22 protein-coding genes and 1 tRNA gene are annotated in these 20,218 nt (G+C 50.3%); 11 read left to right on the top strand and 12 right to left on the bottom strand.

Translation table 11 applies throughout. The features are described from left to right. The first annotated feature begins 226 nt into the window (after positions 1 to 226). The 4 genes from ABYW01_RS02160 to ABYW01_RS02145 are packed head-to-tail and all read left to right on the top strand — an operon-like array spanning position 227 to position 4,142. Positions 227 to 610: a DUF6394 family protein gene (locus ABYW01_RS02160; RefSeq protein ID WP_372830912.1), complete on the top strand. Its 384-nt coding sequence runs from the start codon at positions 227 to 229 to the stop codon at positions 608 to 610. A gap of 31 nt (positions 611 to 641) precedes the next feature. Beyond that, complete coding sequence (locus tag ABYW01_RS02155; protein WP_372830911.1) at positions 642 to 2,333, top strand: TrkA family potassium uptake protein; 1,692 nt, start codon at positions 642 to 644, stop codon at positions 2,331 to 2,333. 10 nt (positions 2,334 to 2,343) lie between these two features. Further along, complete coding sequence (locus ABYW01_RS02150) at positions 2,344 to 3,240, top strand: DMT family transporter (protein WP_372830910.1); 897 nt, start codon at positions 2,344 to 2,346, stop codon at positions 3,238 to 3,240. Between the two features lie 8 nt (positions 3,241 to 3,248). Further along, positions 3,249 to 4,142: a Tim44 domain-containing protein gene (locus ABYW01_RS02145; RefSeq protein ID WP_372830909.1), complete on the top strand. Its 894-nt coding sequence runs from the start codon at positions 3,249 to 3,251 to the stop codon at positions 4,140 to 4,142. A 73-nt stretch (positions 4,143 to 4,215) separates the two neighbouring features. Here ABYW01_RS02145 and yaaA read toward each other — a convergent pair whose 3' ends face one another. The 3 genes from yaaA to ABYW01_RS02130 all read right to left on the bottom strand — a co-directional run bounded on the left by yaaA (position 4,216) and on the right by ABYW01_RS02130 (position 5,681). After that, positions 4,216 to 4,986: a peroxide stress protein YaaA gene (gene yaaA / locus ABYW01_RS02140; RefSeq protein ID WP_372830908.1), complete on the bottom strand. Its 771-nt coding sequence runs from the start codon at positions 4,984 to 4,986 to the stop codon at positions 4,216 to 4,218. Positions 4,987 to 5,092: 106 nt separating this feature from the next. Then, complete coding sequence (locus tag ABYW01_RS02135; RefSeq protein ID WP_372830907.1) at positions 5,093 to 5,326, bottom strand: DUF2789 domain-containing protein; 234 nt, start codon at positions 5,324 to 5,326, stop codon at positions 5,093 to 5,095. A gap of 76 nt (positions 5,327 to 5,402) precedes the next feature. Continuing rightward, on the bottom strand, positions 5,403 to 5,681 hold the full coding sequence (locus ABYW01_RS02130; RefSeq protein ID WP_372830906.1) for a hypothetical protein: 279 nt from the start codon (positions 5,679 to 5,681) through the stop codon (positions 5,403 to 5,405). Positions 5,682 to 5,839: 158 nt separating this feature from the next. Here ABYW01_RS02130 and ABYW01_RS02125 point away from each other — a divergent pair, with 158 nt between their 5' ends. From ABYW01_RS02125 to ABYW01_RS02115, 3 genes are all read left to right on the top strand, one after another. Further along, positions 5,840 to 7,120: a tryptophan--tRNA ligase gene (locus ABYW01_RS02125; protein ID WP_372830905.1), complete on the top strand. Its 1,281-nt coding sequence runs from the start codon at positions 5,840 to 5,842 to the stop codon at positions 7,118 to 7,120. 33 nt (positions 7,121 to 7,153) lie between these two features. After that, on the top strand, positions 7,154 to 7,996 hold the full coding sequence (locus tag ABYW01_RS02120) for a sulfurtransferase (RefSeq protein ID WP_372830904.1): 843 nt from the start codon (positions 7,154 to 7,156) through the stop codon (positions 7,994 to 7,996). Positions 7,997 to 8,170: 174 nt separating this feature from the next. Beyond that, on the top strand, positions 8,171 to 9,100 hold the full coding sequence (locus ABYW01_RS02115; protein ID WP_372830903.1) for a Dyp-type peroxidase: 930 nt from the start codon (positions 8,171 to 8,173) through the stop codon (positions 9,098 to 9,100). 25 nt (positions 9,101 to 9,125) lie between these two features. Here the strand turns inward: ABYW01_RS02115 and ABYW01_RS02110 are convergent, their stop codons facing one another. After that, positions 9,126 to 10,061 (bottom strand): bile acid:sodium symporter, encoded by a 936-nt coding sequence (locus ABYW01_RS02110; RefSeq protein WP_372830902.1) that lies wholly within the window; start codon positions 10,059 to 10,061, stop codon positions 9,126 to 9,128. Between the two features lie 163 nt (positions 10,062 to 10,224). Here ABYW01_RS02110 and ABYW01_RS02105 point away from each other — a divergent pair, with 163 nt between their 5' ends. Then, positions 10,225 to 10,422: a hypothetical protein gene (locus ABYW01_RS02105; protein WP_193952190.1), complete on the top strand. Its 198-nt coding sequence runs from the start codon at positions 10,225 to 10,227 to the stop codon at positions 10,420 to 10,422. 90 nt (positions 10,423 to 10,512) lie between these two features. Here ABYW01_RS02105 and cysK read toward each other — a convergent pair whose 3' ends face one another. Further along, positions 10,513 to 11,481 carry a cysteine synthase A gene (gene cysK / locus ABYW01_RS02100; RefSeq protein ID WP_372830901.1) on the bottom strand — a complete coding sequence of 323 codons (969 nt, stop codon included), beginning with the start codon at positions 11,479 to 11,481 and terminating at the stop codon, positions 10,513 to 10,515. A gap of 263 nt (positions 11,482 to 11,744) precedes the next feature. Here cysK and ABYW01_RS02095 point away from each other — a divergent pair, with 263 nt between their 5' ends. Continuing rightward, positions 11,745 to 12,224, top strand: coding sequence for a tetratricopeptide repeat protein (locus ABYW01_RS02095; protein ID WP_372830900.1), 480 nt, complete (start codon positions 11,745 to 11,747; stop codon positions 12,222 to 12,224). A gap of 11 nt (positions 12,225 to 12,235) precedes the next feature. On the opposite strand, the gene ABYW01_RS02090 is transcribed toward ABYW01_RS02095, so the two are convergent. From ABYW01_RS02090 to ABYW01_RS02070, 5 genes are all read right to left on the bottom strand, one after another. Further along, positions 12,236 to 12,829, bottom strand: coding sequence for a tRNA-uridine aminocarboxypropyltransferase (locus tag ABYW01_RS02090; protein WP_372830899.1), 594 nt, complete (start codon positions 12,827 to 12,829; stop codon positions 12,236 to 12,238). Continuing rightward, positions 12,826 to 14,244 (bottom strand): DUF4139 domain-containing protein, encoded by a 1,419-nt coding sequence (locus ABYW01_RS02085; protein ID WP_372830898.1) that lies wholly within the window; start codon positions 14,242 to 14,244, stop codon positions 12,826 to 12,828. The genes ABYW01_RS02090 and ABYW01_RS02085 overlap by 4 nt, the downstream gene beginning before the upstream one ends. Beyond that, positions 14,244 to 16,361 carry an SUMF1/EgtB/PvdO family nonheme iron enzyme gene (locus ABYW01_RS02080; protein ID WP_372830897.1) on the bottom strand — a complete coding sequence of 706 codons (2,118 nt, stop codon included), beginning with the start codon at positions 16,359 to 16,361 and terminating at the stop codon, positions 14,244 to 14,246. The genes ABYW01_RS02085 and ABYW01_RS02080 overlap by 1 nt, the downstream gene beginning before the upstream one ends. An 83-nt stretch (positions 16,362 to 16,444) precedes the next feature. Continuing rightward, positions 16,445 to 17,293 carry a 3-deoxy-8-phosphooctulonate synthase gene (gene kdsA, locus ABYW01_RS02075; RefSeq protein ID WP_372830896.1) on the bottom strand — a complete coding sequence of 283 codons (849 nt, stop codon included), beginning with the start codon at positions 17,291 to 17,293 and terminating at the stop codon, positions 16,445 to 16,447. Between the two features lie 70 nt (positions 17,294 to 17,363). Beyond that, the gene (locus ABYW01_RS02070) at positions 17,364 to 17,780 is read right to left on the bottom strand and encodes a PilZ domain-containing protein (protein ID WP_372830895.1); all 417 of its coding nucleotides are present in this window, start codon (positions 17,778 to 17,780) and stop codon (positions 17,364 to 17,366) included. A 127-nt stretch (positions 17,781 to 17,907) separates the two neighbouring features. Between ABYW01_RS02070 and ABYW01_RS02065 the strand changes: the two genes are divergently transcribed. Beyond that, positions 17,908 to 18,423, top strand: a complete 516-nt coding sequence (locus ABYW01_RS02065) for a HugZ family protein (RefSeq protein WP_372830894.1) — start codon at positions 17,908 to 17,910, stop codon at positions 18,421 to 18,423. Here ABYW01_RS02065 and ABYW01_RS02060 read toward each other — a convergent pair. Then, positions 18,420 to 18,626, bottom strand: coding sequence for a DUF2788 domain-containing protein (locus ABYW01_RS02060; RefSeq protein ID WP_372830893.1), 207 nt, complete (start codon positions 18,624 to 18,626; stop codon positions 18,420 to 18,422). The two genes, ABYW01_RS02065 and ABYW01_RS02060, sit on opposite strands and share 4 nt — an antisense overlap. A gap of 185 nt (positions 18,627 to 18,811) precedes the next feature. Beyond that, positions 18,812 to 18,895: transfer RNA gene (locus tag ABYW01_RS02055), tRNA-Tyr, on the bottom strand. A gap of 417 nt (positions 18,896 to 19,312) precedes the next feature. Between ABYW01_RS02055 and ABYW01_RS02050 the strand changes: the two genes are divergently transcribed. After that, positions 19,313 to 20,218, top strand: a 906-nt coding sequence (locus tag ABYW01_RS02050; RefSeq protein ID WP_372830892.1) for a ribonucleotide reductase N-terminal alpha domain-containing protein, incomplete at its 3' end; no start/stop codon positions are given.

The following is a 20,218-nucleotide window of genomic DNA, read 5'->3' as shown; positions in this document are numbered from 1 at the left end:
TGTCCGCAAAAAGAAAATAGGTAACCGCAGCAGGGTGATCCTTCAGGTCTTTCAAAACAAACTGAACAGCTTTTTCCATGTTTTGGATCTGTTTCAGCAGCAGTTTGGCGCGTATAAAAGGCCACCACCCCGACACTATTCTCGACTGGTTGCGATCTGCCGGGGATCACAGTGATACAATCGAGCGGATATATGCTGATAACGGTTTGAATTCAGGAAGGACTTCATGAACAAAGAGAAAGTGATATTCGCGTTCTTTATCGTACTGGCACTGACCGTGAACTTTGGTTTTTTTCTGGGGGAGATCGATAACCCGGAGCATCACAATGTCTTTGAGTTTTTTGCCGCAATCGTTGTCAGCCTGATCTGTACCGTATTGAAATTTGGTGATCGTACCCATTTGGGGGCGTCAATGATGGCGACCTCTCTGGTGGCTGATCTGCAGTTAGTCGTTGCCGCGATGATCTGGGGATATGCTGAACAGATCAGCGGAGTCGGTATGACACCTTCCCATATGAGTAGTGTGGTGTCACTCAGTGGCGGCGCGTTGCTTGCCAACGTGATCTCTGTGATTCTGCTGATGGTTGAGACCATCATGGTACGGCGCTGACAGGCTGCCTGACTGATGATGGAACGCGGTCATGAATAACGTCCTTTATGCACTGTTCAGGCGCCTGCGGGTACCGCTGATTACGATGATCCTGGTGTATGCCGGATCTATCCTCGGCTTTGTGCTGATTCCCGGTATGGATGATCAGGGCAATGTTTATCGTATGGATTTCTTCCATGCGGTCTATTTCGTATCTTTTATGGGATCCACCATCGGTTTTGGTGAGATCCCGTATGCGTTTACCGATGCACAACGTATGTGGACGCTGGCTACGATCTACGCCACGGTTATCGCCTGGCTCTATGGCATCGGTACCATTTTGGCATTGGTACAGGAACCTGTATTTGGGCGTATGCTGCGGCGTCGTTCATTTGTGCGCAAAGTAGATAACATGACCGAGCCATTTTATCTGGTTTGTGGATATGGTGTGACCGGGTCGATCATTGTTCGAAAACTGGCACAGCGTGGTATCCGTTCAGTGGTGGTTGATCTGGACGAGGGGCGTATCGATGCGGTGGAAACAACAGGTGAACTGCAGTTTGAAGTACCGGGGTTATGTGCGGATGCGTCTCTGCCGGATGTATTAGATGATGCGGGTTTACAGCATGACAAATGTGTCGGCGTGCTGGCGCTGACCAACGTCGATCAGGTCAACCTGTCGATTGCGATTGCCAGTAAATTACTGCGTCCGGAACGGATGGTGATCAGCCGTACGGAAGAGGACGTCACGACCGCGAATCTGCTCTCTTTTGGTACCGATCAGGTGGTCAATCCGTTTCGGGTGTATGCCGAGTATCTTTCGTTGGCGGCCCATGCGCCGTACACCCATCTGGTCTATGACTGGTTGGTGAATCCCTATCATCGTCCGCTTTCCAGTGCCTATCAAAAAACTAAAGGACGGTGGATCATTTGTGGCTATGGTCGCTTTGGTAGTGCGCTCTATCGTGAGTTTGATGAGGATGATGTTGATCTGACCGTCGTGGACAGTAATCTTTCACTGGATACAGACCTGCCGTACATGGTTCGTGGCAAAGGCACGGAAGCGATGACGCTAAGTGAAGCGGGGGTTGAAGATGCGGTGGGTATCATCGCGGGTACAGCGAATGATGCCGATAATCTGTCGATCATAATGACCGCCCGTGAAATGAACAAAAAGTTGATCACGGTCGTACGGCAGAATGTGCACGCGAATAAGTTAGTCTTTAAGAATTCCAAAGCCGATTTTGTGATGGAGCCGGGGCAGATTATTGCCAATCGTGTACTGGCACATCTGAAATCGCCGTTACTGCCGGTGTTTATCGAACAGATGCAGGCATATGACGATGTTTGGGCGCATACATTGCTTAACCGGATGAACAGTGTTGCCAAGGAAGAGGAGCTGGACAGCTGGTCAGTCAAGGTCGATGAGGAGAACTCGCCAGCATTGATGGAGTTACTCAATAGCGGTGGTGACGTTGAGTTGGGGATATTGTTGAAAGATCCACGGGATCGTCAGCAAAAGTTATCTGCTTTCCCTCTCATGCTGCACAGCGGCGGCATGTATGACATCTTGCCCGGTGAATTGGATTTGCTGAAGCCCGGTGATGAGATTCTGTTTTGTGGTAAAAGTAAGTCATTACGGCGTATGGAGTGGACGATGAATAACTTCAACACGCTGCACTACCTGCAAACCGGTAATGAACCCACCGGTAATCTGCTCTCTCGGTTGTTAAACCGGCAATAAGGAAACTGTCTTGGCGTATATTCTGCTCGTGCTGACCACGCTCTTCTGGTCGGGCAACTTTGTGCTGGCGCGTGCTATGCACTTGGATCTACCTCCCATTACGATGGCGTTTACTCGCTGGTCGCTGGCGTTGCTGATCATATCGCCGTGGCTATTGCCGCGGATCTGGAAATCCCGTGGGGTGATTAAGGCGAATCTTGCCAAGCTGATTTTTTTTGGTGTGGTAGGTGTGGCGGGCTTTAATACTCAGGTGTATCTCGGGTTACAGGATACAACGGCGACAAATGCTGTGCTGATGCAGTCGATGGTACCTATTGTCATTCTTCTGATAGGCGCGATCTTTCTGGGTGAGCGAGGCTCACCTCGGCGATGGATTGGGGTGGCGCTTTCCTTCAGCGGCGTGGCTGTTCTTGTATCGCAAGGGCAACTGAGTGTGATTACCGAGATGCAGTTTAATCAGGGGGATCTGTGGATCATTGGGGCCATTCTCGTATGGGCGGTTTATTCTGTGGGTCTGCGTTGGAAACCAAAAGGGTTAGACGGTTTTACCTTTTTTGGTGTTACAGTGGTGATTGCCGTGATTGTACTGGCACCGCTGAGCGTGTGGGAGCAGCAGAGTAGTCCTCCTATTCAGTGGAGTGGTTCGGTTATTGCGACCGTCCTCTATATGGCGATCTTTCCATCGATTCTTGCATATATCTTTTGGAATAAAGGGGTTGAAGAGCTGGGCGCTGCGGTTGCAGGGCTGTTTATTCATCTGATGCCAGTCTTTGGTTTGTTGTTATCGGTTCTCTTTCTGGGAGAAGCGTTATACTCTTTCCATCTTTGGGGTGTGGTATTAATATTTGCCGGTATCTATCTGGCGGTCATTGCCGATACCCTGAAACGAATGAAATTACTTAATTAGGAAGTTTTATGCGTACTTTTCTCGTCAGCCTGATGGTTGTCCTGGCTAGCTTTACGTTTACCGTTGATTACGCTGAAGCGAAACGCTTGGGCGGTGGTTCCTCCTTCGGTAAGTCCTTCTCTACTCCGAAGAAGACGGTCGCGCCGGCCCCAACCCAGAACAAACAAAGTGCAACAAATACGGCATCGAAAACTCAGCAACCGACCAAGAAGCGTAGTGGTTTCGGTGGTTTGATGGCGGGTCTTCTGGCAGGTGGGCTGTTGGGAGCGTTGTTCTTTGGTGGTGGATTTGAAGGTATCCAGTTTATGGATATTTTACTTGTCTTAGGTATCGCCTTTATCGCATACAAAATATTCTCGATGTACCGGCAATCTCAGCGGCCGCCGAAGTACGCAACAGATGGCGCGCAATATGAGTTACGTCCGGAGCGTCAACAGAAGCGCAGTGCATTTGATACCGCACCGACAGCAACCGCAGAGGAAGTTAAACCTACGCCTGCATTCAGCTCTGGCTTAGGAAATGCGGAACCGGAAACGCCAGCATGGTTCAATCAGGAAGATTTTCTGGAAGGTGCTCGTTCTCACTTCACTACCCTGCAGCGCGAATGGGACAACAGCAATTGGGATGAGATTGCGACCTATACCTCGGAAGAGTTGCTGACAGCGTTGAAAAATGAACGTGCTAAGCAGCCTGAAAACCAGAGTACTGAAGTCGTTTCGGTGATGGCTGAAATGGCTAACTTCATTACTGAATCTGATCATGTAGTTGTGAGTATTAACTTCTACGGCTGGTTGAAAGAAGACTCCGATCAGACTACGGAATTTAACGAGATCTGGCACCTGACCCGCGATACTACAGTTGAGAATGCAGACTGGATTATCGTCGGTATCGAGCAACCGTAAAGACGGATCCGTTCGGCTATAAGTATTAAAAAAGCGACCATGGGGTCGCTTTTTTTTACCTAAGGAGGGGGGCTCACTCTTCGTGATCGCGGATAAAGGTCCAGGTATCGCCTTCGGACATGCTGTTTGCGAAACGATAGCCGTCCAGATCAAATTCCTTTAATTGCTCTGGGTTTTCCAGCTTATTCTGGATGATGTATCGACTCATCAGGCCGCGTGCTTTCTTGGCATAGAAACTGATCATCTTGTACTGACCGTTTTTCCAGTCCTTAAAGACCGGTGTAATGATACGCGCGGAGATGTTCTTCGCTTTCGCGGCTTTGAAATACTCGTTGGAGGCCAGATTGATCAGTACTTGTTCGCTGACCAGCTGCTCGTTCAGCGTATCCGTAATGATATTGCCCCAGAACTGATACAGATCCTTACCACGGCCATTCGCCAGCTTGGTACCCATTTCCAGCCGGTAGGGCTGCATAAGATCCAGCGGTTTCAGCAGACCATACAGGCCCGAGAGAATACGCAGGTGGTCTTGGGCAAACTCGAAATCTTCTGCACTGAACGTTTCGGCATCCATACCTGCATAGACATCACCTTTAAACGCCAGCAATGCCTGTTTTGCGTTGTCGATGGTGAACTCGGGTGTCCAGCTTTCGAAGCGGGCGACATTCAGGCTGGAGAGCTTGTCACTCAGCTTCATCAGTTCGGCCACGTCCTGAACGGATAGAGTCCGAAGTTGCTCGATCAGTTCGGCGGAGTGGTTGAGGAAACCCGGCTGACTATAAATGTCAGTCACCGGCGTGGTTTCATAGTCCAGTGTTTTCGCAGGGGAAATAACAATCAGCATTGGTTCTATCAATCCTTAACCCAGTTTGGTCCTCATAATACGCGCCAGACCCGCAACAAAAAAGGCCGCATTTTGTGCGGCCTTTTGAGAAATAAGGGGCTACCTGTCAGTGTCGTAGCATGCTGTCCAGTTCATCGACCAGTTCGCTCCAGTCAGAATCAGAGTCCAGTGATTCTTTCAGAAAACTGGATTGCGCGGAGGTCCAGAAAGTTGCTTCTGTCAGCTTAATGCCTCCACGGTAGAGGCGATGTGTACTGACGAAGTGTTCGATATCCTTATCGCTGCTTGGCAGGCCTAGCTGGTCAAACAGGGTATTCAGGCTGTGCACGGACATGTCCATCACACTCTCCCAACAACTTTAAAAGGTATCGATTAGGGTGTTAATCAGGACAGTAAAACTGTCAAACCCGACTTGTTTACTTGGTCTTTCTGCGGATAGATAGCATCTCTTTTGCCGTCACACATGCCAGTGCGCCAACAACTACGAGAACAGAGTTTACGATCGGGTTTGCAATCCCGCCGCTGAGTTTCATGAGTGCCGCGGCAATCAGGAAGCCTCCAAACAAACATAATACGGCGGTAAGCAGGTTCATCATGATGGTGTGACTTGACCGATCAGGGGCGCGTACAAAAAGGACCAGCGCAGAGAGTATAAAGCCGGAGAGAGAGATCCAGGAGGCAAGCGATTCAGACATAAAAGAGACACACTGCTGTTAGAGAGTTAAGACATTGTTTTTAACACTGCTTTTAGTAGAAGGGAAGGCGGAGTCGCCCTCTTAGCACGCGCCATTAGTAGTGATTTAGGCTATTATAGCGGTCAAATTTTATTCCAGATTCCAGAGTATCGAGTTTCATGAACAAGAAGACGGTCCTGACCGGTATCACGACTACAGGCACTCCACATGTGGGTAACTACCTGGGTGCAATCAAGCCCGCGATTGATGCGAGCCGCAACCCGGAATACAGCAGCTTCTTTTTTCTGGCGGATTATCATGCGTTGATTAAATGCCATGATGCAGACCGTGTTGCGCGCTCATCCCGTGAAGTGGCGGCAACCTGGCTGGCCATGGGTCTGGATACGGATGTGACAACCTTCTATCGTCAGAGCGATATTCCTGAAATCCCGGAGTTGACCTGGATTCTGACCTGCATGTGCTCCAAGGGGCTGATGAACCGTGCTCACGCGTATAAAGCGTCCGTTGATGCGAACCGTGATGCGGGCAAGCAGGATCTGGACGACGGCGTCACCATGGGCCTGTTCAGTTATCCGATCCTGATGGCAGCGGATATTCTGATGTTCAACGCCGATATTATCCCGGTGGGTAAGGATCAGATTCAGCATATCGAGATGGCGCGTGATGTGGCCGGTCGTTTTAACCATACCTATGAGCCGCTGTTTACGTTGCCTGAAGCGTTGGTTGATGAGCAGACTCAGCTGATTCCGGGATTGGACGGTCGTAAGATGTCCAAGAGTTACGACAATACCATTCCTTTGTTCTGCTCCTCCGATGAATTGCGCAAGCTGGTCAATCAGATCAAAACGGATACCCGCATGCCGGGTGAGCCGAAAGATCCAAATGACAGCACACTGTTCCAGCTATACAGCTGTTTTGCCGATGATGCGGAACAGCAGCAGATGCACGACAAGTTTCTCAATGGCATTGGCTGGGGTGATGCGAAGAAAGAGCTGTTCGAGTTTATGGACGCTAAGCTGAGTCAGCCACGTGCGCTATATAACGAGCTGATGGCGAACCCGGCAGACGTTGAAGCTGTACTGGAAAAAGGTGCTGTTAAAGCGCGTGAGAAGTCCTCTGACCTGCTGGATAAAGTCCGCATTGCGGCGGGTATCCGCCCTCTGACCCATGTTGCCAGCAGCGTGAAAGCAGAGAAGAAAAAGAAAGAAGTCTCTGAAGAAGCGATGGCGCGCGCAGAAGCGGGTCGTCGTCGGGGTATTTTGATGCAGCTAAAACCGCAATTGGATGAAGTTCAGGCTGCAGATGACAAATCAGCGGCGGCTCAGGCATTGATTGCCAGCAAAGAAGCAGAAGTTGAACGTCTGAAGAAGAAAGCCAAGCAGAAGGCTCAGAACGAACTGGATCTGTTGCGCGAAGAGTTGGCCGAACTACTGGGCTGATCTGCTCACACAGTGATAAACAGAGAGAAGACAATGTATAACACGCTGATTACCGCCCAAGATATGAACACACTGATATCTGATAATCGTGTGATGATTCTGGATTGTCGTTTCAGTCTGGCGGATATCGACTATGGGCAGCGTGTGTACAATGAGGGGCATTTGCCGGGCGCAGTTTTTATGCATCTGGATGATGACCTCTCTTCGCCTATTCTCCCGACAACCGGTCGTCATCCATTGCCCGATGTGGATAAGTTGTCCGCCAAGTTACAGCAGAGTGGACTTAAGAAGGACCAGCAGGTTGTCGTCTATGATGACTGCGGTGGCGCGATGGCCGCGCGTACATGGTGGTTGCTACGCTATTTAGGGCATGATGCCGTCGCATTGCTTGACGGTGGCTTCCCTCAGTGGACCGCACAAGGCTATGTCGTTTCTCAGGATGTTGCCGAGCCAGAGGAGGGTGACTTCACCGCTCACCGGCGTGCAGGTATGAACTTGTCGGTGGACGAAGTGATCCGTGAGACGTCTAAGGCGCATGTCACTTTGATCGATGCCCGCGGCGCGGAGCGTTATCGTGGTGAGCAAGAACCGATTGATCCGGTGGCAGGGCACATTCCTGGCGCATTGAACCGTCCCTTGACGGATAATCTGCAGGACGGTTGTTTTAAGTCCGCGGACCAGCTATCAGAGGAGTGGCGTGCACTGTTGGATGGCCGTGCCGCAGATACGGTTGTGCATTATTGCGGCTCGGGCGTAACGGCCTGCCATAATCTGTTATCGATGGAAGTTGCCGGATTAAGTGGTGCAAGAATCTATGCCGGTTCCTGGAGTGAGTGGATTCGCGATCCGGCACGTCCGGTCGCAACCGGCGAATAAGCGAGTTACGTTCTGATCAGGGTCGGCATTGCCGGCCCTTTTTTGTGAATTGAATATTTCTATCCATTGCTCTATAGCTGCTACCTATCAGCCTCTTTATTGAAATCAAATACCCCTCTCCCCGCTGGCTGGTTATACTTTTCTTGTTTTCTCTATGAGCACAGGGAGTTTCATATGTCCGCTCGTCCCCAGTTGGGTATTACCGCCGCGGCGAATAGCGCTGCTTTATTTCTGACTTATAACCAGTCCAGCGCTGAAGGCGCACTGGCCAGCGTTCTGAACGTGTTGCGCCAGATTCCTGCGCTGGAAGCTGAATATCGAACGCAATATCCTGACGCTGATTTTCACGCCGTCGCTGCAATTGGCAGCGGATATTGGGACCGTCTGAGTGCGCATAAACGTCCCGCTGAATTAGCACCGTTTCCGGCACTGGAGAATGGTGAAAATGTTGCCCCGTTCACCCCGGTTGATCTGTTATTCCATATTCGTTCTGAACGTAAAGACCTTAACTTTCAGTTTGCCACGGCATTGAGTTCACAACTGGGAGATGCGGTTGAGCTGGTGGAAGAGGTGGAAGGTTTCCGCTATCTGGACAGCCGTGATTTGACTGGCTTTGTCGATGGTACGGAAAATCCCGAGGGAGAGCATCGTATGGATGTGGCTGTTGTCGGGGATGAAGATCGCAGTTTTTATGGCGGTAGCTACATTCATATTCAACGCTATGTTCACAATATGGCCCATTGGAACCGCCTGCAGGTTAAAGCGCAGGAGGACATTATGGGACGTACTAAAGCGGAGAATATCGAATACGCAGGTGCTGATAAGGCACTCACCGCCCATACAAAACGCACCTCGCTGAAAGACAGCAGCGGTAACTCAGTAGAGATTTTGCGTCACAGTATGCCTTATGGTGACATGCAGGCGTGTGGTTTACTGTTTGCCAGCTACTGCCGAAATAATCAGAACTTCCGGTTGATGTTGGAAAGTATGGTGAGCGGTGATGGAGAAGGGCATACCGATCACCTGCTGAAATACACCCGCGCAGTGACGGGTGCTGCGTTCTTTGCGCCTTCTGTGGAAGGATTGGCCGAACTGGGCAGTTAATTTCCCTGTACTCGACCGCTGATTACTACGCCTGCTCGTTGAGCGGGCGTTTCAAGTAAGGAACCAGTAAAGCATCGCCAAATAACACCAGAAAGTGAAACAGCACGCAGACCAGCAGCGCTTCACCCATCGGCAGGTTCAGTGCCGTTAGTACACTCACGGCAACCGGTAAGGTTTTCTGTGATCCGGTCAAAATCACCGCAATAGCGGCTTTCCATTCCAGTTTAAGTAGTTTGCTGACACCCCAGCAGAGTGCGAGCAATATCAGGTGAACGCTCAGCGCTGCAAAGCCTATAGACGCGAGTGTTATCAAATCCAGTGACTGGAATATCTCCGAGGAATCAGACAGCGCCATCCAGACGGTCAGAATGACACAGGTGGAGGGCAGATACTGTAGTACGAGGTGTTTAGGGTCTATGGTTGCGATTCGGCGTAACCCAAGGCCTGCCAGAAACGGCAATAACACCAACATCACCAGCTTTTGCAGTAGTGGCAGAGGATCGATGACAATTTCACCGATGCCATCCAGTGTCAGGTCCAGCATAAATGGGATAGTAAAGATGCCAACGATATTCAGGGCCAGTGTCATGATCAGTGCCCACGCACCATAACCTCCCGCCAACTGAGTCATGACGATACAGGTGGAAAGAGTAGGTGGAACCGTCGCTTTTACGACCAGTCCTAGTGTAAATCCTGCACCCATACCTAAGGCTGAAGCAACGCCCAGACCGATAAATGGACTGACAAGCAGGGCGATAACTGCAGTTACGCTCATTGCGACGACAAAGCTTTTACTGCGCGGTAGTTCGCTGAGGTTGGTTTGATACCCGTTGACGATAAAGATGGTCACGACCATCCACGGAATTAGTCCCCAGTCCTTCAATAGGACGCCCGCTTCTGGCAGTAACCACGCGACTAAAAACGCTAAAACTAATCCACCTGGCAGAAAACTACTTTTCACCCTGATACCTATCCATGTCCATGCTCATGTATGCGGGGCAGTATGTCATAAAACCGTCGTGATCGATTAATACCCTTGTTAAATTTCCGGACTACGCTAAGATTGTATGTAGTAAAACTACAAAAATGATAAAATCTTATAACAACAAAATGGGAGCGACTGGATGTCAACCGAGTTTAAAAGCCGCACGATTGCAGTGCTGGCAGTAGATGGTGAGAACTTTTCTGTGAATGGTTTTTACGCAGATCAGGAGCGCAACGCAAGCTGGTACACCATTACTCGTAGTCGTGACGGAAACGTGATTGTCGACAAATGTACACAGTTTCCGACGCATGAGTCGATTCGTGAGCTGATTCACTAAGTATTCGCTGACAATTCAGCCACTTAGTTACAGACATAAAAAAACCGGGTTATACCCGGTTTTTTTATGTCTGGCTGTGTAGAGTAGCAATTACTGCTGGGTTTCGTTCTCGGTAAACATACCTTCAAACATCACGGATGACAGATAACGTTCACCGGAGTCTGGTAGTATTACTACGATATTTTTGCCCTTGTTTTCAGGCTGTTGAGCAATACGCTGAGCCGCACAAACAGCTGCGCCACAGGAGATCCCAACCAGAATCCCTTCCTTCTGTGCAACCTGACGCGCCATCTCAATGGCATCGTCATTGCTGACACGCTCAACCTGATCGACCAGTTCCAGATCGAGGTTCTTAGGAATGAAACCAGCACCAATCCCCTGAATTTTGTGTGGAGCTGGTTTAATCTCTTCTCCGTTGATCGCCTGGGTAATAACGGGTGAGTCGACCGGCTCAACAGCAACTGTCGTGATCGCTTTGCCCTGAGTTTGCTTAATGTAGCGGGAGATACCGGAAATGGTGCCACCGGTACCCACGCCTGCAACCAAAATGTCGATCTGACCGTCGGTGTCGTTCCAGATCTCCGGGCCGGTTGTTTTCTCGTGAATCGCCGGGTTGGCCGGATTTTCGAACTGTTGCAGCATCAGGAATTTATCCGGATCGCTATCGACGATCTCCTGCGCTTTTTCGATGGCGCCCTTCATACCCTTCGCTGGCTCAGTTAAAACGATCTCAGCGCCCAGTGCTTTCATCAGCTTACGACGTTCCAGGCTCATGGAAGAGGGCATCGTAAACATGATTTTGTAACCACGGGATGCCGCAACAAAAGCCAGAGCAATACCGGTATTACCACTGGTTGGCTCAACCATAGTCATACCGGGTTTCAGGCTGCCATCTTCTTCAGCTGCCCAGATCATGCTGGCCCCGATACGGCACTTCACGGAACCTGCGGGGTTACGAGATTCTACTTTGCCCAGAAGGTTTGCTTCTGGCGCGATGTGCTTCAGTCGTACCAGCGGTGTGTTACCAATGGACTGGGAGTTGTCTTCGAAGATCTTCATAATCGTTACCTGAAAGTCCGTATTGCTGCGCTATAGTGTTCGCGACACTTCATATAACTACTTGATATATAACGCGGGTTGTTTATGTCTTTTGGGGGTCTAAAGGTTTTAGCCTAATTTTCTGTTGGTAACAAGGCCTTTGTTGCAATCCTTCAGTCTCTGTGGATACGTGTTTAGATTAGAGAGTGCTGATATAATGGTTCTGCTTGTAACCTTTGGCAGGTTATTGTGAGTTGCCCATCATTTTCTAATTTGAGGTTGTTATGCGCTGGTTGATGCATCTACTGTCCCCCGTGATCTTCTGGTTTGCGTTTGCATTGTTTCGTTCCTCGGTTCTTAAGCGGTCGGAGCGTAAACACCGTTTTGTGATGAAGGTGTTTCGTTTGGCGGCAGACAATGGCAGTACAAAAGCCTTGTCGGTGTATGGGCATCTGCTGCACTTTCGGGGTGAGGACGTGCAAAACAAAATCCAGGGTGGCATCTATCTGCAACGGGCAGCGGATCAGGGTGATATGAAGGCTCAGTATCAACTGGGGCGGGTGTTCGAGGACGGTTTTGAACATTATTTCCAGCAGAATGCTGAAAAATCCCACCATTACTATGCGGCGGCAGCGGGCCAGGGACATCAGCTTGCGATCAGGCGGATGATCGCGGCAAATGAAAAGGGCGAGCTAGGGATCGACGCAAATGAGCGGGAAGCTGAGCGCTGGAGTCAGGCATTGCCTGATCTGCCCCAACGCTAGACACGGTGTTCTCAGATCGGGTGATTGCACTTCCAGGCGTGGTAATGTGATAGAAAGCGATCCAGGAGCAGATCCAACTCCTCCGCTGCGTTGTTCGCCTCGGCCAGTCGCAATACTTCGGCAACCGTTTCTGCTGTGCAGAGATGATCGTCATCCGGATTACGGCGCAGCGTATAGCGGGTGCGCCGGTCAGGATCAAATGCCAGCAAGGGAAGGTCGTTCAGCCACGGGCTCTTGCGTACAATTTTACGTACTTCTTTCCAGGTGCCGTCCGGTACGACGATCAGTGGTATTTTTCCATGTTCCCGTTGATAGGTTTTCTGGCGCGGTTGCAGGTCTGGACGATCTGCAGGAAACAGCAACCACGGTTGATATTGCTCACTTTGTAACATGTCCAGCAGTGCTTGCGGCGGCTCAGTGCGTTGCCAGATAAAGCTGTGCGTAGCTTGTGGTAGCAGCTGTTGGATCAGTCGGCTGGTGTTGCTGGGACGTATCGGTTCGTTTTCATGCAGTAGCAAGACAAGCTGTACCGGCAGCGTACCGGCAAAAGTATCGCCGCAGGCACAGTAGTTGTCGGGCAGTCCGCACTGGCCACAAGGGTTCATTTGCGTACGGGCTTTTTCATCTGAACGCTAAAATTCAGCACCTGATCACTTTTCCCGCTAACCTCAACAGTCCATTGAGCTGCCCCTGCATTGATTTTTTCCATCGGTATGCTGCTGTGCTCCAGTTCCCATTCGTAAGGGAAGTTCGCCCGGACGATGACCGTGGCGGGTTTGTTTCGGCTATTGGTAATGCGAAGTTCCTGACCGACTAAAAATCCATTATAGGTTTTCTGGAACTGACTTTGCTTACGGGTCAGTGTCAGATCAAACGCTTGTCCCAGTGTGATTTTAACCGGGTCTTTTTCTGCCGTATGGTTAATGCTGGCGCCACCGACAAATTGCAGTTGATCCTGGGTGTCGGGGCGGAATACACGAATATTACCGGCAGGCATCGGTTGTCCTAAACCTTCTTCGCGAGTGTTGATGAAGCTCAGTCGCAAGTTAGGTTTGATGCGATAGCGCTGGCTATCCTGATGGGCTCCGACGAAAAAATCGTGCTGATAGGTGCGCTTGAGGGTCACATCATCACTGTTCATCAGTGTGATCTGCTTTTGTTGTCCCTCTTCCAGATCAACTTTGCCGGGGAGTTCGTACAGGTGGAAGGCTTCCATCTGGGCTGGTGGCGCAACGCCGTCTGCGGCAGCACTGAGGGCGACTGCGGCTTCCTGATGTCGGGCTGACTTATACATACGTGGACGGGGTACGGTGTTTACGTTGCCTGCCATCAGTTGTACGCGGGCATCCGGGAAACTGGTGCCGCTGTTATTGGTCAGGGCGGCCATGCCGGATAAGTTAGCGGTATCACCGTCCTGAGACAGGGTGAGAACATAATTCATCGTCCAGTTCAGGCCGCTGGTGAGGTAGCTGATTTTAGCGTCACTTTGACCGGAGGTGCCTTTGCTGCGGAAGCTCAGGCTGGGCTTGGTCAGCAATTCAGATGGGCGTGAAGGAAAGATAAACCGCCACTGACCGTTCAATGGAATTGTTTCTACCCGATTGTTACGCGAGATCAATGCCTGATTATTGTCTACGCTGAGCAGCGTCGCTTTGCTGAGAGTTTCTGCGCCGGTCGCAGGATTAGTGCGGGCCAGTTCCAGCTCTCGGTTTAGATAGTGTTCCAGAATAGCGCGTTGGCTGAGCAGGCGGGCATTGAAGTTCTGCTCTAAGATCTTACCTGCGTCTTTAATGCGCAGGGTTTCAGGCTGCAGTTGCTTACTGACGTCTTCGATAGTGACACTCTGACCGGCTTTCATCTGTGGTAACTCGCGGGTTTCTCGTACCAGTGCTAGATCGCGATTGTAGAGGGTCAGGCCGATGGATTGACGTTGATCCACCCCAATAGTCAGCGCATCAGCGGCGTAGACAGGCAGGCTGCTGGCGACAAGCATTGAGATCATCAAAGGGCGGAAATTCATCAGTTGTTCTCCTTAATAAACTGTTCGGGCAGATCCAGTGCAACCCGGAATCCCCAGTCATTCTGGCTAGCGCTGGCCGGATGCCGGTAACGACCTGCCGGCCGCATCAAACGCATGATATCGAACCAGGAACCGCCGCGCATCGCTCGGTAGTGACAGCCGTCAGCTTGGCGTGCGGCTCCATTGTCGGGTGCGCCGTTATAATTGGGGGCGTAGCAATCTTCAACCCATTCGCTCACGTTTCCGGACATATCGTACAGCCCCCACGCATTGGGGCGTTGAGAGCCAACCGGAGCGGTTTGACTGCCACCCCAATCACTACTGCATTCATCACAGACTGCAAAACCTGACTGAGGTTCATTGCCCCAGCTAAACGCTGTTTGAGTGCCTGCACGTGCGGCATATTCCCATTCTGCTTCAGTGGGCAAGCGGTAGGGTTGCCCCGTCTGTTTTGCCAGCCATGCTGTATAGGCCTGCGCATCCAACCAGCTAATATTGATCACCGGTCTATTGGCGCGGCCCCAATCCTCATCCGAAGGCAGCTTACGTTGGGTGGCGCGAGCAAACATATCGTATTGAGCAAATGTCACTTCGTAACGTGAAAGAGCAAAGGGGTGTTCGATCGTGACGGCATGTAGTGGCTGTTCATTATCGTCCCCCATCGCGTGATTATCCCCCATCTGAAATCGCCCCGAAGGCAGTGCCACCATATCGGGTCCATACACATCTACTGTAATTTGATCACGGAAGAGCAAGGTCCTTGGTGCTTGAGACTCTGTGAGCTGGGCCGCTAGTGATACTGCTGTTTGCGTATTCGTCAGGGAAGATGGCTCTGAGGTTATCTCGGATTCGCTGACTGTGGCCTGAACATGGTCCTCTTCAGAGGAGGATTCTGTACCTTCTGTATGGGGTGATGCGCTAATAGATGATGGTTCCTCTGTTGCCGCTTTGGAGGTTGGTCCTGTCGGAACTGAAATATCCGCAGGGGCAGGGGCAGGGGCAGGAGGAGGGGAAGTGGTTAGTAACAGGGATGCCAGGTAGCCGATCAGAAGGCCGGTACAAAAGGTGACTAATGGTAATAACCGACGCTTTGAACCGGTGGATGAGTCTGTTTCGGATGTTGTCGGTTGGCTGTTATCTAGTGGGCCAGCCTCCGGAGCAAGATCGGCTTCGCTTAAGCGGAGAGGTTCATGTGCTTCCTCTCCTGAATGATCAGTGCTCGGTTCTACATTGTGGTTATCAGCGGGAGCGCTATTGGTTTCTGTCTCATCCGGCTGAAAAATACCTTTTACCAATGAGATTGCATTGGCTGGACGTGCCTTCGGCTCGGTAGACAGGGCCATCTGTAGGTGTTGCCACTGCTGCTCGGTTAATAGGCTGGGTTGGCTCAGGCGTAGCGGGTCACACTGGATCCTGTCTTGTGTTGTTGCAAACGGCGGGTGCCCGGTTAGAACCTCATAACAGATACAGGCGAGCGAAAAGATATCAGCGGTCCGGTTGCGGTTCTGGCCGGTATGGGTTTCGGGTGCTTGATAGAGGTCATAGCGCTGAGTATGAGCGCGTGTGCTTTCCAGATAATCCTGTGCCGGAAACGTTGCAAAGCCGCTGAGCTTTACACCATGGCCCCGATTGATATAGATACAGGCAGGACAGAGACTGTTGTGGCTGATGTGCTGGCTACTGTAAGCGGTATCAAGTGCTGTCGCGATCTGTAACAACAATCCTTTGACTTGGCCTGGAGACAGGGATTGGGTTTTTCCACTATCTAGTAAGCTGGCAAGGGTTGTGGCATCGAGCTGCTCAGCAACCAGAAACACGGGCTGATTTTCGCTCTGAAAGAAACCGTGTAGCAACGTTAGGTGTTTGTGACGCAGTTTTTTGCCGTAGGTCACCGAGCGTTTGATCGCCTCCATCGCACTGTTCTGAGAGACCAATGTGGGCAGGATAAACTCCAGCGTCACCGTTGGCTGTCCTTGAACACTGAGGTCTTGTGCGTGCCAAAGCTGCCCGAACAGAGAATCAGCTGTTTTGCTGATCAGAAGGAAGCGGTGCTGCGCCGGGCCCACTGTCTGACCGGGGGCGAGGGTGGTGTATTCAATTGCCGGAAGAGTCGCCATGGGCCAGCTCGTATCAAAAATTTCTATCTATGATAGTCAAGGCTGGCCGAATCTGTATAGCGATGAACAGTTAGATGCTTTGTTTAAGCTGACGTGTCCAGCTCAGGGAAGGATTTAACCAGCTCATCCACCGCTTTCATCTGAGCCAGATACGGCTCCAGTTTGTCCAGTGGCAGGGCACAAGGGCCATCACACTTAGCGGTGTTTGGATCAGGGTGTGCTTCCAGAAATAGGCCTGCAATACCCTGTGACATGCCTGCACGTGACAGTTGTGCGGCCAGCGCACGGCGACCGTCGGCAGAGTCAGAACGGCCACCAGGCATCTGCAGCGCGTGGGTGGCATCAAACATCAGTGGATAGCCAAACTCTTTCATAATAGAGAAGCCCAGCATATCAACGATCAGATTGTTGTAACCGTAGCAGGACCCGCGCTCACACAGAATCAGTTTGCTGTTACCAGCTTCTTCACACTTATGCAGGATGTGTTTCATCTCATGCGGTGCAAGGAACTGGGCTTTCTTGATATTGATGACAGCATCAGTTTTTGCCATCGCTTCAACCAGATCTGTCTGACGGGACAGAAATGCGGGCAGCTGGATAATGTCACATACTTCGGCGGCAGGTGCAGCCTGATAAGGTTCATGGACATCCGAAATAATCGGAACATTAAAGGTCGTTTTTACCTCTTCGAGGATCTTCAGACCTTCTTCCAGACCCGGACCGCGGAAAGAGGTCAGTGACGAACGGTTAGCTTTGTCGAATGACGCCTTAAATACATAAGGGATGTTCAGTTTGGTGGTGACTTCCATGTAATACTCTGCGATGGTCATCGCAAGATCACGGGATTCCAGCACATTCATGCCACCGAAAAGAACCATCGGTTTATCGTTGGCGATCTCTACGCCACCGGCAACAACGGTTTTCTGCTCCATACTGTCTCTTTCCTTCAGATAAGGTATATGCTCAGTGCCTGTATGTAACATCTAGGCCTTTAAGCGAGCATTATACGCCATCATTAGGGAAAAGTGCGGCATAGCGCTGAATCCACTCCATCGCAGCGTCGTCTGGACTCAGTGTTCGACCCTGTTCCTCACGCATATCCAGGCGATACTGATGTATCTGACACAGCTGTTCCAGCATGCGCATGCGCATCGTGGCATCAGGATTATCGAAATCGATACCCAGTTCAAATCCCGGGCCGTTGTTGCGACACCAGTTCACGATACCGGATACCGTGATCGAGGGTTCGACAAAGGGAACCCTCAGTTCGACGGCAGAGCCTTCGTTAATCATGTTGTGTGAGTGGCAGATCAGGCCAAGGCCCTGTGTGGAATGTGAAGTAGGGAGCGGACGATTGAGTTGTTCAAGCTCAATCGGAATCTCTTCCGGATGACGGATATAAACCTGTAGGCTGCTCATGACAACCTCCCCTTTCTCTGTGTACCCTTCTCTATTACATCGTCGGGGATGTAGGTTCCTTTAGCTATTTTTCAAACAGCTAGAGGTGTTCCTATGTTTAGGTATAACGCGTATTTGAGGAAAAGCAATGGCGTCAATGAAACAAGATGAACTGAAGGAATATGAAGCATCCTGCCAAGCATTGCAGCAGGGTAAGCGTTCTTTGCTGTTATCAACGCTCTCTGAAGCGGGGGTGCCTGAAATCAGTTACGCACCATATTGGCGAAATGAGCAGGGTGAGTTCTGTATATTTGTCAGCCGTCTGGCTGCCCATACAATGAACTTGCTGGCGAATCCTGTATGTAGTGTATTGTTTATAGAGGATGAAACCGAGAGTCGAAATTTGTTTGCGCGTGAGCGCTTATCCTACCGTTGTGAAGTAGAAGAAGCTCATACCGATTCGGCGGGATATGTATCGACACTGGATAGTATGGAAGCGCATCTGGGGGCGACAGTGCAGTTGTTGCGTGGACTACCGGATTTTCACCTGTTTAAGCTGAAACCCCAAAGCGGCAGTTATGTTGTAGGGTTTGGTAAAGCGTTTGAGGTGGACCCTGTGAATAACAGCTTAAGCCACCTCAATGTTGATCGTCTTAAAGGCTAAACGCCGTTGCCGACATACTCTACCACGACAGTCTTAATCAAAAATGCTGCCAGTCCCAAGCCCAGAGCAAAGAACAGGACTACAGTACCGAACTTGCCTGCGTTCGATTTTTTCGCCAGATCATAGATGATAAAGAAGATGAAACCGGCAAACAGGACCAGTCCAACATTCAGCATGATTGCTTCGATTTCGGCTAGACGCATCGCAATAATTCCACTGGATTTGTTGAGTGACGATTTAAAAATTGAGCGTGAATTGTACAGAAACAGAACTGTTCAGAACAGTAGTGATTCTATGTAAAACATTACAATGATATCTGTAGATATCAGTGATGTTATTGGAAGTGTTGAATCTTAGGTGATGCAGACATCTGAATTGATGCAATAAATGGTGGTGAGAGGTGGATTCGAACCACCGAAGCTTGCGCGTCAGATTTACAGTCTGATCCCTTTGGCCACTCGGGAACCTCACCACGAGGAGGGCGTATCTTATGGATTTAGCTCGGGGCTGTAAAGAGGAAAATGTAGAAAATTTTCAAAAAAAATGTCATGAATGTTGTGTATGTGATTTTTGAATTCACTGAAAAGAATTCATTTTAACGGCTATTGCCGTGAAGCCCCGATGATTCCCCGTATCCCCCTGTATCACGCCTCCAGAAACGCATAGTTGTCATTGAAAATCAATATTGCATTCCTCGCGCTGGGGACTATATTTAGTGCAAATCGATTCAGGGTATACAACATCTTGTGTGCTTATGGCGTTGTTACCCACTGGTCGTAGTATATGAAGCTATATAGGTAAGGGTTATCCTTAAGGGGGGATCTCCCATACCGGAATTACTACATTTTCCAGTTTCATCACAATAATTTGCATTCGAGTGGAAGGTCTGATGCAGCAAGATCTGATGGTTACAAAAAGAGACGGGCGACGGGAAAATATCGACCTGGAGAAAATTCACCGGGTAGTAATCTGGGCAGCGGATGGACTAGACGCTGTATCACCGTCCGAAGTTGAGCTCAAAGCGCACCTTCAGTTTTATGAAGGTATGAAAACCTCAGATATTCATGAAACCCTTATTAAGTCCGCAGCTGATCTGATCTCTGATGCTGCGCCTGACTATCAGTATCTGGCTGCGCGTCTGGCTATTTTTCACTTGCGCAAGCGTGCGTTCAATAGCTTCGAGCCACCGCATCTGTTTTCGCACGTCAATAAAATGGTGGATGACGGTCGTTATGATCGCCATCTGCTGGACGACTATTGCGAAGCAGAATGGAATGAGCTGAACGACTATCTGGATCATAGCCGTGATATGAACTTCTCTTATGTTGCGGTTAAGCAGCTGGAAGGTAAGTATCTGGTTCAGAACCGTGTAACCGGTGAGATTTTCGAAAGCCCGCAGATCCTTTATATGCTGGTGGCGGCCTGTCTGTTCGCAGATTATCCACAGGAAACACGCCTCAGCTACGTGAAACGTTTCTATGACGCGACGTCGCTGTTTAAGCTGTCGTTGCCGACACCGATTATGTCCGGTGTGCGTACACCAACGCGTCAGTTCAGCTCCTGTGTACTGATTGAGTGTGGCGATAGCCTGGATTCAATCAATGCGACCTCTTCCTCTATCGTTAAGTATGTGTCTCAGCGTGCGGGTATCGGTATCAATGCTGGTCGTATTCGAGCGATTGGTAGTCCGATCCGTAACGGTGAAGCGTTCCATACCGGATGTATTCCATTTTATAAGCACTTCCAGACAGCCGTTAAATCGTGCTCTCAGGGTGGTGTGCGCGGTGGTGCAGCG

This window comes from Pontibacterium sp., from assembly GCF_041587635.1.
Classification (GTDB): domain Bacteria; phylum Pseudomonadota; class Gammaproteobacteria; order Pseudomonadales; family Balneatricaceae; genus Pontibacterium.
This window is presented reverse-complemented; position numbering and strand designations above follow the sequence as displayed.

Excerpts from the sequence above, each read along its gene's own strand:
- ABYW01_RS02105 (WP_193952190.1), top strand. The coding sequence starts at position 10,225 with ATGTCAACCGAGTTTAAAAGCCGCACGATTGCAGTGCTGGCAGTAGAT.
- ABYW01_RS02115 (WP_372830903.1), top strand. The coding sequence starts at position 8,171 with ATGTCCGCTCGTCCCCAGTTGGGTATTACCGCCGCGGCGAATAGCGCT.
- ABYW01_RS02160 (WP_372830912.1), top strand. The coding sequence starts at position 227 with ATGAACAAAGAGAAAGTGATATTCGCGTTCTTTATCGTACTGGCACTG.
- ABYW01_RS02135 (WP_372830907.1), bottom strand. The coding sequence starts at position 5,326 with ATGGACATGTCCGTGCACAGCCTGAATACCCTGTTTGACCAGCTAGGC.
- cysK (WP_372830901.1), bottom strand. The coding sequence starts at position 11,481 with ATGAAGATCTTCGAAGACAACTCCCAGTCCATTGGTAACACACCGCTG.
- ABYW01_RS02070 (WP_372830895.1), bottom strand. The coding sequence starts at position 17,780 with ATGAGCAGCCTACAGGTTTATATCCGTCATCCGGAAGAGATTCCGATT.
- ABYW01_RS02155 (WP_372830911.1), top strand. The coding sequence starts at position 642 with ATGAATAACGTCCTTTATGCACTGTTCAGGCGCCTGCGGGTACCGCTG.
- yaaA (WP_372830908.1), bottom strand. The coding sequence starts at position 4,986 with ATGCTGATTGTTATTTCCCCTGCGAAAACACTGGACTATGAAACCACG.
- ABYW01_RS02120 (WP_372830904.1), top strand. The coding sequence starts at position 7,154 with ATGTATAACACGCTGATTACCGCCCAAGATATGAACACACTGATATCT.
- kdsA (WP_372830896.1), bottom strand. The coding sequence starts at position 17,293 with ATGGAGCAGAAAACCGTTGTTGCCGGTGGCGTAGAGATCGCCAACGAT.
- ABYW01_RS02065 (WP_372830894.1), top strand. The coding sequence starts at position 17,908 with ATGGCGTCAATGAAACAAGATGAACTGAAGGAATATGAAGCATCCTGC.
- ABYW01_RS02080 (WP_372830897.1), bottom strand. The coding sequence starts at position 16,361 with ATGGCGACTCTTCCGGCAATTGAATACACCACCCTCGCCCCCGGTCAG.
- ABYW01_RS02130 (WP_372830906.1), bottom strand. The coding sequence starts at position 5,681 with ATGTCTGAATCGCTTGCCTCCTGGATCTCTCTCTCCGGCTTTATACTC.
- ABYW01_RS02095 (WP_372830900.1), top strand. The coding sequence starts at position 11,745 with ATGCGCTGGTTGATGCATCTACTGTCCCCCGTGATCTTCTGGTTTGCG.
- ABYW01_RS02090 (WP_372830899.1), bottom strand. The coding sequence starts at position 12,829 with ATGAACCCTTGTGGCCAGTGCGGACTGCCCGACAACTACTGTGCCTGC.
- ABYW01_RS02060 (WP_372830893.1), bottom strand. The coding sequence starts at position 18,626 with ATGCGTCTAGCCGAAATCGAAGCAATCATGCTGAATGTTGGACTGGTC.
- ABYW01_RS02125 (WP_372830905.1), top strand. The coding sequence starts at position 5,840 with ATGAACAAGAAGACGGTCCTGACCGGTATCACGACTACAGGCACTCCA.
- ABYW01_RS02085 (WP_372830898.1), bottom strand. The coding sequence starts at position 14,244 with ATGAATTTCCGCCCTTTGATGATCTCAATGCTTGTCGCCAGCAGCCTG.
- ABYW01_RS02145 (WP_372830909.1), top strand. The coding sequence starts at position 3,249 with ATGCGTACTTTTCTCGTCAGCCTGATGGTTGTCCTGGCTAGCTTTACG.